This window comes from Mameliella sp. LZ-28, assembly GCF_012274245.1.
GTDB classification, from domain to species: Bacteria; Pseudomonadota; Alphaproteobacteria; order Rhodobacterales; family Rhodobacteraceae; genus Antarctobacter; species Antarctobacter albus.
Genome location: NZ_JAANYX010000038.1, coordinates 183,543 through 198,753, shown reverse-complemented (window position 1 = coordinate 198,753; position 15,211 = coordinate 183,543). Strand labels below are relative to the sequence as shown.

The 15,211-nt window shown below is 65.4% G+C and carries 16 protein-coding genes; 4 read left to right on the top strand and 12 right to left on the bottom strand.

All coding sequences use genetic code 11. The features are described 5' to 3' along the window. Positions 1 to 39 precede the first annotated feature (39 nt). Positions 40 to 777: a bifunctional 2-polyprenyl-6-hydroxyphenol methylase/3-demethylubiquinol 3-O-methyltransferase UbiG gene (gene ubiG, locus G9Q80_RS27625; protein WP_088715979.1), complete on the top strand. Its 738-nt coding sequence runs from the start codon at positions 40 to 42 to the stop codon at positions 775 to 777. A 76-nt stretch (positions 778 to 853) separates the two neighbouring features. Here the strand turns inward: ubiG and G9Q80_RS27620 are convergent, their stop codons facing one another. The 4 genes from G9Q80_RS27620 to G9Q80_RS27605 are packed head-to-tail and all read right to left on the bottom strand — an operon-like array spanning position 854 to position 3,124. Next, complete coding sequence (locus G9Q80_RS27620; protein WP_043142755.1) at positions 854 to 1,285, bottom strand: MarR family winged helix-turn-helix transcriptional regulator; 432 nt, start codon at positions 1,283 to 1,285, stop codon at positions 854 to 856. Then, entirely contained in the window at positions 1,282 to 2,115 is an 834-nt protein-coding gene (locus tag G9Q80_RS27615) for a carbon-nitrogen hydrolase family protein (protein WP_088715978.1), read from the bottom strand. Before G9Q80_RS27615 ends, G9Q80_RS27620 begins: the two co-directional genes overlap by 4 nt. Next, positions 2,115 to 2,372, bottom strand: a complete 258-nt coding sequence (gene grxC / locus G9Q80_RS27610; RefSeq protein WP_043142761.1) for a glutaredoxin 3 — start codon at positions 2,370 to 2,372, stop codon at positions 2,115 to 2,117. The genes G9Q80_RS27615 and grxC overlap by 1 nt, the downstream gene beginning before the upstream one ends. A gap of 38 nt (positions 2,373 to 2,410) precedes the next feature. Further along, complete coding sequence (locus tag G9Q80_RS27605) at positions 2,411 to 3,124, bottom strand: ComF family protein (protein WP_088716002.1); 714 nt, start codon at positions 3,122 to 3,124, stop codon at positions 2,411 to 2,413. Between the two features lie 30 nt (positions 3,125 to 3,154). On the opposite strand from G9Q80_RS27605, the gene G9Q80_RS27600 reads away from it, so the two are divergent. After that, a complete protein-coding gene (locus tag G9Q80_RS27600) occupies positions 3,155 to 3,973 on the top strand; it encodes a methyltransferase domain-containing protein (protein ID WP_069209773.1) in 819 nt (272 codons plus the stop codon). A gap of 55 nt (positions 3,974 to 4,028) precedes the next feature. Further along, positions 4,029 to 5,093, top strand: coding sequence for a ferrochelatase (gene hemH, locus G9Q80_RS27595; RefSeq protein ID WP_088716001.1), 1,065 nt, complete (start codon positions 4,029 to 4,031; stop codon positions 5,091 to 5,093). A gap of 123 nt (positions 5,094 to 5,216) precedes the next feature. On the opposite strand, the gene G9Q80_RS27590 is transcribed toward hemH, so the two are convergent. After that, positions 5,217 to 5,417 carry a hypothetical protein gene (locus G9Q80_RS27590; RefSeq protein WP_043142766.1) on the bottom strand — a complete coding sequence of 67 codons (201 nt, stop codon included), beginning with the start codon at positions 5,415 to 5,417 and terminating at the stop codon, positions 5,217 to 5,219. A 148-nt stretch (positions 5,418 to 5,565) separates the two neighbouring features. Then, the gene (locus G9Q80_RS27585) at positions 5,566 to 6,162 is read right to left on the bottom strand and encodes a L,D-transpeptidase (RefSeq protein WP_043142768.1); all 597 of its coding nucleotides are present in this window, start codon (positions 6,160 to 6,162) and stop codon (positions 5,566 to 5,568) included. Positions 6,163 to 6,329: 167 nt separating this feature from the next. Here G9Q80_RS27585 and dalA point away from each other — a divergent pair, with 167 nt between their 5' ends. Further along, complete coding sequence (gene dalA / locus G9Q80_RS27580) at positions 6,330 to 6,902, top strand: divisome-associated lipoprotein DalA (protein WP_043142771.1); 573 nt, start codon at positions 6,330 to 6,332, stop codon at positions 6,900 to 6,902. Positions 6,903 to 6,943: 41 nt separating this feature from the next. On the opposite strand, the gene G9Q80_RS27575 is transcribed toward dalA, so the two are convergent. The 6 genes from G9Q80_RS27575 to G9Q80_RS27550 form a co-directional block, all read right to left on the bottom strand. Continuing rightward, complete coding sequence (locus G9Q80_RS27575; protein WP_069211145.1) at positions 6,944 to 7,435, bottom strand: L,D-transpeptidase family protein; 492 nt, start codon at positions 7,433 to 7,435, stop codon at positions 6,944 to 6,946. A 34-nt stretch (positions 7,436 to 7,469) separates the two neighbouring features. Then, positions 7,470 to 8,282 carry an ion transporter gene (locus tag G9Q80_RS27570; RefSeq protein WP_052244526.1) on the bottom strand — a complete coding sequence of 271 codons (813 nt, stop codon included), beginning with the start codon at positions 8,280 to 8,282 and terminating at the stop codon, positions 7,470 to 7,472. A gap of 4 nt (positions 8,283 to 8,286) precedes the next feature. Further along, on the bottom strand, positions 8,287 to 9,516 hold the full coding sequence (locus tag G9Q80_RS27565; RefSeq protein ID WP_088715977.1) for a class I SAM-dependent RNA methyltransferase: 1,230 nt from the start codon (positions 9,514 to 9,516) through the stop codon (positions 8,287 to 8,289). A 75-nt stretch (positions 9,517 to 9,591) separates the two neighbouring features. Continuing rightward, positions 9,592 to 11,424: an ABC transporter ATP-binding protein gene (locus G9Q80_RS27560; protein WP_088715976.1), complete on the bottom strand. Its 1,833-nt coding sequence runs from the start codon at positions 11,422 to 11,424 to the stop codon at positions 9,592 to 9,594. Next, positions 11,421 to 13,283 (bottom strand): ABC transporter ATP-binding protein, encoded by a 1,863-nt coding sequence (locus G9Q80_RS27555; RefSeq protein ID WP_088715975.1) that lies wholly within the window; start codon positions 13,281 to 13,283, stop codon positions 11,421 to 11,423. The genes G9Q80_RS27560 and G9Q80_RS27555 overlap by 4 nt, the downstream gene beginning before the upstream one ends. Continuing rightward, on the bottom strand, positions 13,283 to 15,130 hold the full coding sequence (locus G9Q80_RS27550) for an ABC transporter ATP-binding protein (RefSeq protein ID WP_088715974.1): 1,848 nt from the start codon (positions 15,128 to 15,130) through the stop codon (positions 13,283 to 13,285). Before G9Q80_RS27550 ends, G9Q80_RS27555 begins: the two co-directional genes overlap by 1 nt. Between the last annotated feature and the right edge of the window lie 81 nt (positions 15,131 to 15,211).

The window sequence follows — 15,211 nt, the reverse complement described above, 5'->3', positions numbered from 1 at the left end:
TATATTGCGCCTCAAGGGCAAAAGACCATGAGGAAATTCATGACGACCACCGTGGACGCATCCGAGATCGCCAAGTTCGAAGCGATGGCCGCCGAATGGTGGGATCCGCATGGCAAGTTCAAGCCGCTGCACATGATGAACCCGGTGCGGCTGGACTATATCACCAGCCAGATCGCGGCGGAATTCGACCGCGACCTGACCGCGCCGCAGCCCTTCGCGGGCCTGCGCATCATGGACATTGGCTGTGGCGGCGGATTGCTGTCGGAACCGATGGCGCGGCTGGGGGCCGATGTGGTCGGTGTCGACGCGGCCGAGCGCAACATCCCCGTGGCCCGGACCCATGCCGCGCAATCCGGCCTGCAGATCGATTATCGCCACACCACCGCCGAGGCGATGGCAGCGGCAGGCGAACGGTTCGACGTGGTGCTGAACATGGAGGTGGTGGAACACGTCGCCGACCCGCTGGCCTACCTGACCGCCTGCCGGCAATTGCTGAAACCGGGCGGGCTGCACATCTGTTCGACCATCAACCGCAACCCCAAGAGTTTCGCGGTGGCGATCGTGGGGGCGGAATACGTCATGCGGTGGCTGCCCAAGGGCACCCATGAATGGGCCAAGTTCATCACGCCGGACGAGCTTTACGAGCTGATGCGCCAGGCCGGGCTGGAGCCAGTGGACAGAAAGGGATTCGTCTTCAACCCGGTCAGCTGGGCCTGGAGCGTGTCGGACCGCGACCTCAGCGTGAACTACGTCACCGCTGCGCTGAACCCGGCCTGAACACGCGGCCCGACTTCTTTGGTTTTTAAAGTACCTCGGGGGAGGCTCGGCTTGCCGAGACGGGGGCAGAGCCCCCTCACTCTTCCAGCCGCAGCCGCAACTCGCGCAGCACGGGCAGCGCGGCACGCACGCGGTCCTCGCCCAGGTCGCCCAGCATCTCGTCAATCAGGGGCGTGATCGCGGCCAGCGCCGCCTCGCGCGCCGATCGGCCCGCGGGCGAGATCGAGACCAGCTTGCGCCGGGCATCGTCCCAATCTGGGCGGATATGGACGTAGCCGGCGATTTCCAGTTTCGACAGCGTGTTGGTCATCGCGCCACGGGTGACGTGAAACGCCCGCGCCAGTTGCGCCGGGGTCTTCTCTCCGCCCCGAGCGAGGTGGTTGAGCACCGAGAAATGCGAGATTTCCATGCGGTTCGGCAGCACCTTGGTCAGCCGCGCGCGCAACAGCTGATCCGCCGTCAGCAGTTCCGAGAAAAGCGAGATGGCAAGGCCGCTGGCGTCGCTCATGCCGGTCCCTCGAATTGGCGGTCATGGCTCAGGGCGGGCACCTTGCGCCGCGCCTCTTCGACCGCCGCCATGTCGAGATCGACGCAGAAAACGCCCGGATCCGTACCCGCATCCAGCAGCACCTCACCCCAGGGAGAGATCACCATCGAATGGCCATAGGTCCGGCGCGACCGGCCCGCCCTGGCCGCGTGCTGGCCCGTCTGGGCCGGGGCCAGGACGTAACAGCCCGTCTCGATCGCGCGGGCCTGCAAAAGCGGCTGCCAGTGCATCGGGCCGGTCCCGGGCGAAAAGGCCGCCGGCACGGTCAGAACCTGCGCCCCCGCCTGCGCCAGTGCGCGGTAGAGGTAGGCAAAGCGCACATCGTAGCAGATGCTGAGGCCAAAGGTGCCCAAGGGCGTGTCCGCAAGGACGGCCCGTCCACCCGGCGCATAGCCCGAGGATTCACGGTAGGTCTCCGTCTCGGAGACCTGCACGTCGAACATGTGCATCTTGTCGTAGCGCGCGGCGATCTCACCCTCGGGAGAGATCAGGAAGGATCGGTTCACGAACCGCGTCTCGGGCGGTTCCGCCTTCAGCGCAAGTGACCCGGCCAGCACCCAGATCCCAAGCTCTGCCGCCGCAGCCCGCAGACCGGCCAGCACTTCGTCCGCATCCTCGGGACGCAGCACCTCTGCCTGGTGGCCACGGTCCATCGAGACGCAGTTGCAGACCTCGGGCGTCAGCGCGATCTGCGCGCCTTCGTCCCGCGCACGGCCCAGCATCCCCCGCATCGTGGCCAGGTTTTGCGCCGGATCGTCCGACGAGGTCATCTGCAACAGCGCGGCCCGCATCAACCCGCCAGCAGCGCGTCCAGCTTGCCCTGCCTTTCCAGCGCGGCAAGGTCATCGAAGCCGCCGACATGGGTCTCGCCGATGAAGATCTGCGGCACGGTGTGGCGGCCATGCGCGCGGTCCATCATCTCGGACCGGCGGTTCGGTTCTTCCAGCACGTTAATGCCGGCATAGTCGACACCCTTGCTGTCCAGCAGGCGCTTGGCCGCGTGGCAGTAGCCGCAGAGCGGCGAATAATACATCTCGACCGGTTGCATCTCGGTCCTCCAGATCGTTCGTGCGTATGGTCATGGATTTATGCGTCTTTGGCCGCGCGCGCCAGTACGCTGACACAAACCTCTGTTGCGCCGGCCGCAAGGCAGGCCTCTGACGCTGCGGCCAGCGTGGCGCCGCTGGTCATGACGTCATCGACGATCAGCACCGGCCGCCCCGCTATCATCGGGCTGTGCCGATCCGGCACGCGGATCATGCCGGAAAGCACGCTGAACCGCTCCTCGCGGCTCTTGCCTTCGAGACTGGGCGTGGCCCTGACCCGTTCCAGCGCATCGGGGCACCAGTCCATTCCCAGGTCCCGCGCCAGCGCCTCTGCCAGCAGCGCGGACTGGTTGTAGCGCCGTTTCAGGTGGCGATTGACGTGCAGTGGCACCGGCACGGCCAGCATGTTGTCCCGGATCAGCCCGCGCGTGACCCGCGCCATCCATTTCGCCGCCGGGCGCGCGATGTCGTGGCGGTCGCCGTGTTTCAGCGCCAACACCATCCGCCGCCCCCGGTCACGGTAGACCAGCGCGGCGCGCCCCTGGCTCCAGGGCCGCGCGACGGTGAGGCAATCGTCGCAATGTTCCGCCCGGTCGGACTGGCCCGGCAGGGGCACACCGCATAGATCGCAGGACAGTCCGGATATGAACGGCGTATCGCGCCAGCAGGTCCCGCACAGGCCGAAATCCGTCTCCACCAGCCCGCCGCAGGCCAGGCAGCGCGGCGGATAGACCATCTGCACCAGGGTTTGCATCCCCGTCGACCACAGCCTATGAGCCAACATATGCCCAATCCTCCCCGTCTCACCGACCGGCACGCCCTGACCCTGCATCGCGCCCGCGCACGCGAGGACGCGCTGTTCCTGCACGAAGCCGCGCGCGACGACGCGCAGGATCGTCTCGCGATGGTTAACAAGGGGTTTACGGACATCGCCGTGATCACGCCTTTCCCGCAGGTCTGGCAGCCGCATTTCCCCCGGGCGACATGCATCCCCGACACCGAGGTGCTGGATCTCGACGAGGGCGCGCATGACCTGGTGATCCACGCGCTGTGCCTGCACTGGGCCGACGACCCGGTGGGCCAGCTGATCCAGTGCCGCCGCGCGCTGCGCCCCGACGGGCTGTGCCTGGTGCTGACTTTGGGCGGGCAGACCCTGCACGAGCTGCGCGCCGCGCTGGCCCAGGCGGAGACGGAGGTCACGGGCGGGCTGTCGCCCCGCGTCGCCCCGATGGGCGAAATCCGCGACCTGGGTGCCCTGCTGCAACGCGCGGGGCTGGCCCTGCCGGTGGCGGATTCCGCGCCGTTGACCGCCAGCTACGCCTCGCCGCTGCACCTGATGCATGAACTGCGCGCAATGGGAGAAGGCAATGCCCTGGAGGGCCGGTTGCGGCATCCCACTCGGCGCGCCGTCCTGCTGCGCGCGGCCGAGATCTATGCCCGCGAATTCACCCTGCCGGACGGACGGGTTCCGGCCACCTTCGAGATCATCACCCTGACCGGATGGGCGCCGGACGCCTCGCAACCGCAGCCCTTGCGCCCCGGGTCCGCCGCGCAGCGCCTGGCCGATGCATTGAATACCTCGGAAACGCCTTTGAAAGATTGACGCATTGCAAAACGACGATACATCCAGCCAAACGCGTGATCACGGGACAGACATCATGCTTGACGCCACCACTTCCGCCAAACGTCCGGCCCATGCCCCCGACGACCATCCCAGCCTGCCGCGTGAGCGCGTCGGCGTGCTGCTGGCCAACCTCGGCACCCCGGACAACTACGATTACTGGTCGATGCGCCGTTACCTGAACGAGTTCCTCTCGGACCAGCGGGTGATCGACTATCCCAAGTGGAAATGGCAGCCGCTGCTGCAACTCATCATCCTGACCAAACGTCCCTTCAGCTCGGGCGAGGCCTACAAGTCGATCTGGAACGAGGAGGCGGGGGAAAGCCCGCTGATGACCATCACCAAGGACCAGACCGCGGCCATCGCCCGCAAGATGGCCGACCGCTACGGCGACCAGGTGCATGTCGATTTCTGCATGCGCTACGGCAATCCCTCGACCCAGTCCAAGGTGCGCGAGATGGTCGAGGCGGGTTGCCACAAGATCCTGTTTTTCCCGCTGTATCCGCATTACGCCGGTGCCACTTCGGCGACCGCGAACGACCAGTTCTTTCGCGCGCTGATGCAGGAGAAATGGCAGCCGACCGCGCGCATCGTCGATCCCTACTTTGGCCACCCGAAGTATATCGAGGCGCTGGCCCAGTCGATTGAACGCGCTTATGCGCAGGCCGAAACACGCCCGGACATCCTGGTCTGTTCCTACCACGGTGTGCCGAAACGCTACCTGCTGGAAGGCGACCCCTACCACTGCCAGTGCCAGAAGACGACTCGCCTGTTGCGCGAGCGGCTGGGGTGGGACAAGACCGAGATCACCACCACGTTCCAGAGTCGATTCGGCCCCGAGGAGTGGCTGAAACCCTACACGGTGGACGAGGTCGCCCGGCTGGCGAAAGAAGACGGCAAGAAACACATCGCCGTCTGTGCCCCGGCCTTCTCCGCCGACTGCATCGAGACGCTCGAAGAGATCAACGAAGAGATCAAGGAGAGCTTTGAAGAGGCGGGCGGCGAGAAGTTCACCTATATCCCCTGCCTCAACGACGACCCGGCGCATATCGACGCCTTGTCGCAACTGATCGAGGAGAACCTGGGCGGCTGGGTCTCCTGAACCGGCCAAGCTCACGGTTTCGTTAGTGAAAACCGGAAAAGGGCCGCGCGATGCCTGGCACAGGAAATGAAAAAGGCGGTGCCGTCGCACCGCCTTTTTGCATGATCTTGCGACCGTCGACGATTAGTCGGCGGCAACAGCTGCGATGATCGCGATGAGCAGCAGCGGGATCAGGAGACCAGCGGAGGACGATGCCTCTTGGGTTTCTTCCACGACCACGACGGGCTCCATGACCACTTCATCCTTGGCGTACGACTTGTACGAACCAGCGAATGCGGTGGTGGCTGCGCCAGCGAAAACGGCTGCGAGAGCGAGTTTCTTCATGTTTCTTCTCCAGATATTCGCCTACCGTGGCCACTATTGAACACACGACAGGCACCCAAGACTTACCTCGTATCCCTGTCTAAGCAGTAATTCAGAGGCTTTGCAATTGGTTCTTGGGCGCCCGATTTTGCGGTCCGCCCCCATGTCGTCAAATTAGCAACACCTGCGTTCCGACGTAGGCCATCTCGTACAGTTGTTCGATATGTTCGTTGTACAGGCCGATGCATCCGTTGGACGAACGGCGCCCGATCTTGCGGGTGTCGTGGGTGCCGTGAATCCGGTAGTACGTCCAGCTCAGGTGCAAGGCGCGGGTGCCCAGCGGGTTGTCCGGGCCGGGTCCGACATAGTCGGGCCACTCAGGGTTGCGCCGCTTCATCGCCGGCGTCGGACGCCAATCGGGCTCGGGGTCCTTCAGCACCACCCGGGTGCGGCCGCGCCGGGTCAGGTCCTCTGTCAGGGGGACCGACGACGGGTACAGGTAATAGCTGCCGTCCTCGCGCCAGAAGTGCAGCGCCCGCGACGAGATGTCGACCAGGATCGCGCCCTTGTTGAGGTTGCTGAAGTAGTCCTTCCACTCCAGGGTCCGAAAGCTCGAGATGTTGCGGCGCACGACGTTCGTCACGTTGCGCTCGATCTCTGTGGTGCCGTCGTTCACGTTCTGCGCCAGTGCGGGTGTGCCGATCAGCGCCGCTCCGCCGGCGAGGAACGCGCGGCGGTCAAAGGGTCTTCCTGCCGGTTTCGTCATGCTGCATTGTCCTCGGGGATCTGTATCCTATCGCGACATAATATGGCTCGAATGCCTCAGTCGCAATTCAAACACCTGTCAATATGCCGACTCACGCCGATGTGGGTTTGATCGGCAACGCGTCCTTCGCTAAGGCAGGGTCAAACGAAGAGTCCAAGAGCAGCCAGATGAACCGTCGCGCCTTTATCGCCCTGTCCGCCTCCGCCGCCGCGGCAGCCTGCACCACGACCCCCACCGGAAACACCGAAACCCGGCTGGGTCCGGACGGCAAGCCGCTGCCTCAGGTCTATCGCATCTCCTCGGTCGGGCGCGGCCGCATCCAGTACCGTATGCTCGATTCGGTCAACGCCCTGCGCAAGAGCGCCGGCGCCCCGGAACTGCAACTGGACTCCAAGCTGAACGCCGCCGCCGAAACCCATGCCCGCGACATGTCGGTTCAGAACCGGCCCTGGCACTTCGGCTCCGACGGCTCCTCGCCGATCGACCGCGTGCGCCGCGTCGGCTACCAGGGCAGCCTGGTGGGCGAAACCCTGTCCGAAACCTACGAATCCGAGCTGGAAACCCTCGCCGCCTGGATGCAACAGGACAGCACGCGCACCGTGATCCTGGACCCCTCGGCACGCGACCTCGGCTTTGCCTGGCACCAGGAACCCAACGGCAAGATCTGGTGGACGATGGTTCTGGGCGCCCCGGGCAATGCCGGCCCGACCCCCAGCGCAACCCCCGCTGCCGCCAGCTAACCCCGTCCCGGGCCTGACCCGGGACCTCTGTCCATCCCGTTTCAGGGCGTGATCGTGATCGGCGTGCCGTTCTTTACCATCGAATAGACTTGGCGCATTTCGCGGTTGGTCACGGCGATACAGCCAGCCGTCCAGTCCTGTCCGCCCTTGCGGTACTTCCACGGGCGGCCGTGGATAAAGATGTCGCCCCCCGGGCTCTTGCCCAGATCCTTGGCCTCGGCCCGGTCCTCGGGATTGGGATAGGACACGCCGATCGACAGGTAGAACTGACTGTTCGGATTGCGACGGTCAATGATGTAGCTGCCTTCGGGCGTCTTGCCGTCGCCCTCGATCTTCTTGTCGCCGTTCGGCGCGAATCCCAGACCGATGTCGTAAGATTCCAGCACCTCGTCATGGTGGATGAGGTACATTTTGCGTTCGCCCTTGTTCACAAGAACATGGGTCACCGCCGGTCCGTTGTAGGTGGGAAACTTGCCGCATCCCGCCACCGTCAGACCCAGCATCGCCAGTAGGGCCAACCTGAGAATCGTCATTTCACTGCCTCGTTTCGTTTTTCGGCAGTGTATCTCAGTCGCCCTGTTTTGCGTAGCTCACGATTTCGCCATCGCCCTGCCGTTCGGCCAGGCGCCGCTCGATTGCCTCCAGCCGGGCGATGACCTCGTCGCGGTAGGCATCGGTGGCAATCGTATCCTCCTCGTGGTGGGCATCCTGCATCGAGTTCACGATCAGACCCACCAGCAGGTTCACCACGGCAAAGGTCGTGACCATGATGAAGGGGACGAAGAACACCCAGGCATAGGGATAGACCTCCATCACCGGGCGCACGATCCCCATCGACCAGCTTTCCAGCGTCATGATCTGGAACAGCGAATAGGCCGACAGGCCGAGGTCGCCGAACCACTCGGGGAAACTGTCGCCAAAGAGTTTTGTCGCCATGACGCTGCCGATGTAGAAGATGATCGCCATCAGCAAGAAGACGCTGCCCATGCCCGGCAGCGCGGTCACGAATCCCTCGACCACCCGGCGCAGGCGCGGCGCCACGGAAATCACCCTAAGCACCCGCAGGATGCGCAAGGCCCGCAGTACCGAAAGCCCCTGCCCGCCCGGCACCAGCGCAATGCCGACGATCAGGAAGTCGAAGACGCTCCAGCCGCTGCGAAAGAACCCGGCCCCCCGGGCCAGCAGCTTTGCCGCGATCTCGACGACGAAGACCACAAGGCAGAACTTGTCCAGGGCGATGATTAGCGCTCCGTACCGGCCCATCAGGACCTCCGAGGTCTCCATGCCCAGGACCACGGCATTCAGGATGATGACGGCGATGATGGCATTCTGCACGCGGGGCGCATCGACGATGGCCCCGACGCGGGCGCGAAAACTCATGGGTTCAACTCTCCAGCTGCAATGCGGCGACCAGTTCCACATGGGTGGACCAGCGAAACTGGTCAACCACCTGCAACCAGTCGAGGCGATAGCCCGCCGCCACCAGCCGCGCACAGTCGCGCGCAAAGGTGACGGGGTTGCACGACACATGGGCGATGCGCGGCACCCGCGCCCGCGCCAGCTCTGCCACCTGCGCCTCGGCCCCGGCGCGCGGCGGGTCGATGACGGCGCCGTCAAAGCGTTTCAACTCGTCGGGCAACAGCGGATTGCGGAACAGGTCGCGCGCCTCCGTCGTGACATGCCGCAGCCCCTGCCCCTGGCGCCAGCCCTTGTCCAGCGCGGCGGTCATCGCCCGGTCCCCTTCGACCGCGTGAACCCGGGCCAATTCCGCCAGCGGCAGGGCAAAGGTGCCGCAGCCGGCGAACAGGTCGGCAACGTGCTTTGCCCCCGCCAGCGCCTCCAGCACACCGGCCAGCAGCGCGTCCTGCCCGGTCGCTGTCGCCTGCAAAAAGGCACCGGGCGGCGGTGTCACCAGGGCCGTGCCGAATTGCTGATGCGGCGGGCGCAGGGTCAGCACCTCGTCCCCCCAGGCCAGCCGGGCCAGCCCCGCGCCCTGTGCGATATTGGCCAGCTCCACCCGCAGGGCGTCGTCCACCGGCTTGCCACCCTTCACCATGACGTCCAGCCCCGACAGGCTCTCCGTCACCAGAACGGACATCTCTCCCTTGCGCGAGGCCCCCGCCATAGCCAGCCGTTCCACCATCGGCAATGCCGCCGACAGCGCGGGCGTCACCAGTTGACAGTCCGGCACCGCGACAATCACGTCCGAGGCCTTCTGGTGAAAGCCCGCCAGCGCGCCCTTCTTGGTCCGCCGAACCGAAAACGCCGCCCGCCGCCGCGACCGCTCGGGCGAGGTCACCGTCTCGCGCATCGGGCAGGCCAGCCCCTGCGCCTCCAGCGCGCGGCGCACCACCTCTTCCTTCCAGCCGGTAACAAAACCGTCGGCGGCATGTTGCAACTGGCAGCCGCCGCAGGATTTCGCATGCCGACAGGGCGGTGACACCCGCTGATCCGAGGGCGTCACGATGCGCGGCGCCGCCATGACCGAATTGGCCACCTCTCCCGTGACCACCTCGCCCGGCAGGACACCCGGCACATAGATCGGGCCCGGCGCGATCCCGTCGCCGTGATGGCCCAGACGTTCAATGGTCACTTCCTGCGCGCCATCCGACATGCGCGACCCCCTGTTGCTTCTTCTTGGAACAAATACCCAATAGCCCCGGCACGCCAAACAGGCCAGCGCCCGGAGCTACTCGGCCGCCTCGGCCCCGATGAAACCGCCCGACTGACGCTCCCAGTAACGCGCATAGAGCCCGCCCTGCGCCAAAAGCACCTCGTGGCTGCCTTCCTCGACGATACGGCCGTGGTCCAGCACCAGGATCCGGTCCATCTGGGCGATGGTGGACAACCGGTGCGCGATGGCCAGAACGGTCTTGCCGCGCATGACTTCGCCCAGCGCATCCTGGATCTCGGCCTCGATCTCGCTATCCAGCGCGCTGGTCGCCTCGTCCAGCACCAGCACCGGCGCATCCTTGAGGATGGCGCGGGCCAGCGCGATCCGCTGCCGTTGCCCGCCCGAGAGCTTCACCCCCCGTTCACCCAGCCGCGCGGCATAGCCCCGGTTGCCCTTGTGGTCCGTCAAATCGAGGATGAAGTCATGCGCCGAGGCCCTCCGCGCGGCCTCGAAGACCTCTTCGTCCGTCGCCTCTGCCCGCCCGTAGCGGATGTTTTCCAGGGCCGAGCGGTTGAACATCGCCGTCTCCTGACGGACCACGGAAATCTGCCGCCGCAGCGCCTGTTGGGTCAGGTCGCGGATGTCGGTGCCACCCATCAGGATGCGCCCCTGTTCCACGTCGTAAAGCCGCAACAGCAACGAGACGGCCGTGGATTTCCCCGCACCCGAGGCACCCACCAGCGCCACCTTTTCCCCCGGCGCGATGGTCAGGTCGAACCCGGCCAGCGCGTGTCCCTCGCCACCATAGGCAAACCCCACGTGGTCAAACCGGATCTCGCCCGACTGTGCCTGCGGCAGGGCACCGGGCCTGTTGGTGATCTCATGGCCCGGCGTCAGCGTGCCGATCCCGTCCTGCATCTCGCCGATGTTGGTAAAGATCGACATGGCCACGCGGCCCAGCCGGTTGGTCAGCATGGACAGCCGCGTCGTGACCATCGCGGTCACCGCGATATCCCCCGCCGTCGCCGTGCCGATGCTGTAGAGGTAGAGCGCGCCCAGGATCGACACCACGGGCAGGATGCCCCCCAGCGTCATCAGCACCATGCGAAAGACCGCCGACAGCTCGCCGAAATCCAGCGCGCGGGCGCGGTAAAGGTCCAGCGCCGCGTGGGTCGCCGCGTCCTCGTCATCGTCGCGGGCGAACAGCTTGACCGTGGCGATGTTGGAATAGGTGTCGACGATCTGCCCGGTGACGGCGGTCCGTGCCCCCGCCCGTGCCGCCGACAGGCGCCGCACCCTCGGGATGAAATAGCGCAGCGCCAGCGCATACAGCACCGCCCAAAGCGCAAAGACCCCCAGCAGCCAGGGGTCGATCGCCCCCAGCAGGAAAAAGGCCCCCACGAACATCGCCAGCGCGTAGACGACCACATCCGTGGTTTCCAGCACGAGGTCGGTCAGCGCGCGCGACACCTGCAGCGCCTTCTGGCTGAGCCGTCCGGCAAAATCGTTCTCGAAGAAGCGCATCGAATGGCCAAGGACATGGCTGTTCAGCCGTTGCAGGACCATCGGAAACAGGTTCGGCCCCAGCATCACGCCCGACACGCCCGCGTCAAAGACGAAGATCAGCGGGCGGATCAGCAGGAAGAAGGCCAGCCCGAAAAGGATCAGCCACCAGAACGGCTCCCAGAAGGCGCCAGGGCCGGTGGCCTCGGCGCCGTCGATCACCCAGCCGGTAAAGCGCGCCGCGACCAGTTCGGAAATCCCGGTCATCGCGGTCACGAAGACCGCCAGCAGGATCGGCTTTTCCGCGCCCTTCAGTGCCCAGCGTGCAAAGGCCCACAGGCCCTGCGGCGGCGCACCGTCCGCAGGCTGGAACGGGTCGATCTTCGGCAGCAGGCGTCGGATCATTCCGCCGCCTCCACCGCGTCCTCACCCAGGAATCCGCCGGATTGCCGGTCCCAGTAGCGGGCATAAAGGCCCTTCTTCTCCAGCAGCTCGTCATGGGTGCCCTGTTCGGCGATGCGGCCCTCATGCAGGACAACGATCCGGTCCATGCTGGAAATGGTCGACAGCCGGTGCGCGATGGCCAGAACGGTCTTGCCCTCCATCACCCGGCCAAGCGCCTCCTGGATCGCCGCCTCGACCTCGCTGTCGAGCGCGCTTGTCGCCTCATCCAGCACCAGGATCGGCGCATCCTTGAGAATGGCACGGGCCAGCGCGATCCGCTGGCGCTGGCCACCGGACAGCTTGACGCCGCGTTCACCCAGGTAGGCGCCATAGCCGGTGCGGCCCCGAAAATCCTCCAGTTCCAGGATGAACTCATGTGCCTCGGCCCGTTTCGCGGCCTCGATCACCTCGGCCTCTGTCGCGCCGGGACGGCCATAGCGGATATTGTCCAGCGCCGAGCGGTTGAACATCGCGGTTTCCTGCGTGACCATGCCGATCTGGCTGCGCAGGCTGGTTTGCGTGACCCCCGAAACGTCGGTGCCGTCGATCCGCACCTGCCCGCTTTCGCTGTCGTAGAGCCGCAAAAGCAGCGACAAGAGCGTCGACTTGCCCGCGCCCGAGGCCCCGACGATGGCCAGCTTTTCGCCCGGATGGATGGTCAGGTCGATGCCGGACACACCGCCGGTCCGCCCGCCATAGGCAAAATGCACATCGTCGAAGGTGATCTCGCCCTCGCTCACCTGCAGGTCGGTGGCGCCGGGCTTGTCGGTCAGTGCGTGCGACACGCTGAGCGTTGTCATCCCGTCCTCGACCTCGCCGACGTGGCCGTAGATCACCATCAGGGTAAAGCTGATCCAGCCGGTCATCTGCGCCAGCCGGATCGTGACCGCGCCTACGGCGGCGATGTCGCCCGGCGACACGCCCGCACTGCGCATGGCGATGGCCGTGCCCACCATGATGACGGGCAGCATCCCGGCGATGAAGATCAGGCCAAGGCGAAAGGCCGTCGTCGCCTCGCCGAAATCCAGTGTCTTGCCGCGCAGGTTTTCCATTTCGCCCAGCGCGCGGCGGTCCTCGTGCATGTCGCCGGCGAACAGCTTGACCGTCTTGATGTTGGAAATCGTGTCGACGACCTGGCCCGTCACCATCGCCTGCGCCTCTGCCCGGGCGGCGGAGCGGCGGCGGATGATCGGCAACATCACCCGCAGGAAGGCCAGGTAAAGTGCGAACCACCCGGCCAGCAGCAACAGCATCCCCGGGTGGATCGCGGCCAGCAGAACGGCAGTGCCGATGATGGTCGCCAGCCCGAAGGTGACGGCGTTGACCGTCTCGATCACGATTTCGGTCAAGGATCGCGCGGCCTGCACCATCTTCTGCGCGATGCGGCCCGCATAATCGTCATCGAAAAAGGTAACGGACTGACCGATGGTCCAGCGGTAGAGCCGCGCCAGCACCAGCTTGAAGATATTCGGCCCGATCATCACCGATTGGGTCAGCGCCAGACCACCGAACAGCAGCGGGCGTGCGACCAGCAGGATGCCGACCGCCAAGGCGATCAGCCCCATGTGGTCGGAGAGGAAACCGTCCTGCACCGGCCCGCCAACCGCATCGACCACGCGGCCCAGAAGGTACATCGACAGCACCTCTGTCACGCCCGCCAGGGCCGAGATCGCCACCCCCAGCCATATGATCAACCAACCGCCCTGCAAGGCCCAGGTCATGAAGGCGCGCAGCCTGTCGGGCGGCATGCCTTCGGCCTGCCGCTCCGGGTCGATCATGTTTCCCGCGCGTGCGATCAGTTTCTGGAAAAGTGCCTGCATTACTCTGCCGCCTGCGTGTCCGGATCAAGGAAACCGCCCGATTGGCGTGCCCAGAAACTGGCATATAGCCCGCCCTTGGCCAAAAGCGCGTCATGGCTGCCCTCTTCGGCGATCCGCCCCTCGTCCATGACCAGGATGCGGTCCATCTGAGCGATGGTCGACAGGCGGTGCGCGATGGCGATCACCGTCTTGCCCTGCATCATGCCGTAAAGCGTGTCCTGGATCGCGGCCTCGACCTCGGAGTCCAACGCGCTGGTCGCCTCGTCCAGCAGCAGGATCGGCGCGTCCTTGAGGATCACCCGCGCCAGCGTCACCCGCTGCCGCTGCCCGCCGGAGAGTTTCACGCCCCGTTCCCCCACATGGGCGTCATAGCCGGTGCGCCCCTGCGGATCTTCGAGATCCAGGATGAACTCATGCGCCTGCGCCTGTTTCGCCGCCTTCAGCATCTCGGCCTCGCTGGCGTCAGGGCGCCCATACAGGATATTGTCGCGGACCGAGCGGTGCAGCAGCGCCGAATCCTGCTGTACCATGCCGATGTTCAGCCGCAGGCTGTCCTGCGTGACGCGGGCGATGTCCTGGCCGTCGATCAGGATCTCGCCCTTTTCGGCGTCGTAGAACCGCAACAGCAGCTTGACCAGTGTCGTCTTGCCCGCGCCCGACCGGCCAACGAGGCCGATCTTTTCGCCCGGTGCGATATTCAGCGATACCCGGTCCAGCCCGCCCGCGTCGCGTCCGTAGTGATGCGACAGGTTGCGGATCTCGATGGCGCCCGTGTCCATCACCAGCGGCTTTGCGTCCTTGTCATCTACCAATGTCACCGGCTGGGCGATCGTTTCCATCCCCTCGGCCACGACACCAAGGTTCTGAACCAGGTTCGTCATCGCCCACATGATCCAGTAGGTCATGTTGTTCAGCCGCAGCACCATGGCCAGAGCGGCGGCCACCATCCCCTCTGTCGTCAGCCCGGCGATCCAGAGCCAGACCGCAAGCGAGGCCACCGCGACGATCATCGCCCCGTTCAGGAAGGTCAGCGAGAAGTCCATGATCGTGACGATCCGCATTTCCCGCATGAAGGTCTTGCGCGCCGTTTCGATGGCCTCGCGGGCATAATCCACCTCGCGGTCGTGATGGGCGAACATCTTGACCGAATGGATGTTTGTGTAGCTGTCCACCACCCGCCCGGTGATCGCGCTGCGGGCATCGGAACTGGCCTTGGAGGCGGGACCGGCCCGCATGATCGTCCAGCGCATCAGCCAAAGATATCCCGCGATCCAGAGGACCAGCGGGATAGCCAGCCGCACATCGAACCCCGACAGCATGATCAACGCGCCGATCAGTGTCGAAACGAAGAAGGCGGCGGCATCCAGCACCTGAAAGGCCGCCTCGCCCGCGGCGGGGGGCGTCTGCATGATACGGTTGGCGATGCGGCCCGCGAAATCGTTTTCGAACCAGCCAACCGACTGCCGCAGGACGTGCCGGTGCGACCGCCAGCGGATCAACGTCCCCAGGTTGGGCAGGATCGTGTTGTGCAGGAACGCCATGTCCACGCCCGAGACGATGGTGCGCAGCACCAGCACCCAAAGCGCGGCCAGCGCGAATTCCATCCCGTATTGCGGCAGGATCTGGTCGGGCGTGCCCTGCGCCAGAAGATCGACGATCCGGGCCATATACCAGATCAGAAGGACCTCGCTGGCGGCGACAACCATCTTGAACAGGACGGCCACGGCCATGATCCGGCGGAAGGGGTAAAGGTACTCGCGCATGAAGGGCCACAGGCGCGTGGGCGGCCGATCGGTCGGCGTGTAGTCAAGATAGGGATCGACGAGGTTTTCAAAGAAACGGAACATACCGGGCGCTCCTTGGAGCATTTGACAATGATAAGGGTAAAGCGGGGCTGCCAGTGGCCGACCCGCGCGTGCAGACCGGCT

What these genes read in the sequence shown, in the direction of transcription:
- G9Q80_RS27585 (WP_043142768.1), bottom strand. Translation starts at nt 6,162, where the DNA reads ATGACGAAACCGGCAGGAAGACCCTTTGACCGCCGCGCGTTCCTCGCC.
- hemH (WP_088716001.1), top strand. Translation starts at nt 4,029, where the DNA reads ATGCTTGACGCCACCACTTCCGCCAAACGTCCGGCCCATGCCCCCGAC.
- G9Q80_RS27570 (WP_052244526.1), bottom strand. Translation starts at nt 8,282, where the DNA reads ATGAGTTTTCGCGCCCGCGTCGGGGCCATCGTCGATGCGCCCCGCGTG.
- G9Q80_RS27560 (WP_088715976.1), bottom strand. Translation starts at nt 11,424, where the DNA reads ATGATCCGACGCCTGCTGCCGAAGATCGACCCGTTCCAGCCTGCGGAC.
- G9Q80_RS27565 (WP_088715977.1), bottom strand. Translation starts at nt 9,516, where the DNA reads ATGTCGGATGGCGCGCAGGAAGTGACCATTGAACGTCTGGGCCATCAC.
- grxC (WP_043142761.1), bottom strand. Translation starts at nt 2,372, where the DNA reads ATGCAACCGGTCGAGATGTATTATTCGCCGCTCTGCGGCTACTGCCAC.
- G9Q80_RS27620 (WP_043142755.1), bottom strand. Translation starts at nt 1,285, where the DNA reads ATGAGCGACGCCAGCGGCCTTGCCATCTCGCTTTTCTCGGAACTGCTG.
- G9Q80_RS27575 (WP_069211145.1), bottom strand. Translation starts at nt 7,435, where the DNA reads ATGACGATTCTCAGGTTGGCCCTACTGGCGATGCTGGGTCTGACGGTG.
- G9Q80_RS27590 (WP_043142766.1), bottom strand. Translation starts at nt 5,417, where the DNA reads ATGAAGAAACTCGCTCTCGCAGCCGTTTTCGCTGGCGCAGCCACCACC.
- ubiG (WP_088715979.1), top strand. Translation starts at nt 40, where the DNA reads ATGACGACCACCGTGGACGCATCCGAGATCGCCAAGTTCGAAGCGATG.
- G9Q80_RS27615 (WP_088715978.1), bottom strand. Translation starts at nt 2,115, where the DNA reads ATGCGGGCCGCGCTGTTGCAGATGACCTCGTCGGACGATCCGGCGCAA.
- G9Q80_RS27550 (WP_088715974.1), bottom strand. Translation starts at nt 15,130, where the DNA reads ATGTTCCGTTTCTTTGAAAACCTCGTCGATCCCTATCTTGACTACACG.
- dalA (WP_043142771.1), top strand. Translation starts at nt 6,330, where the DNA reads ATGAACCGTCGCGCCTTTATCGCCCTGTCCGCCTCCGCCGCCGCGGCA.
- G9Q80_RS27600 (WP_069209773.1), top strand. Translation starts at nt 3,155, where the DNA reads ATGCCCAATCCTCCCCGTCTCACCGACCGGCACGCCCTGACCCTGCAT.
- G9Q80_RS27555 (WP_088715975.1), bottom strand. Translation starts at nt 13,283, where the DNA reads ATGCAGGCACTTTTCCAGAAACTGATCGCACGCGCGGGAAACATGATC.
- G9Q80_RS27605 (WP_088716002.1), bottom strand. Translation starts at nt 3,124, where the DNA reads ATGCAAACCCTGGTGCAGATGGTCTATCCGCCGCGCTGCCTGGCCTGC.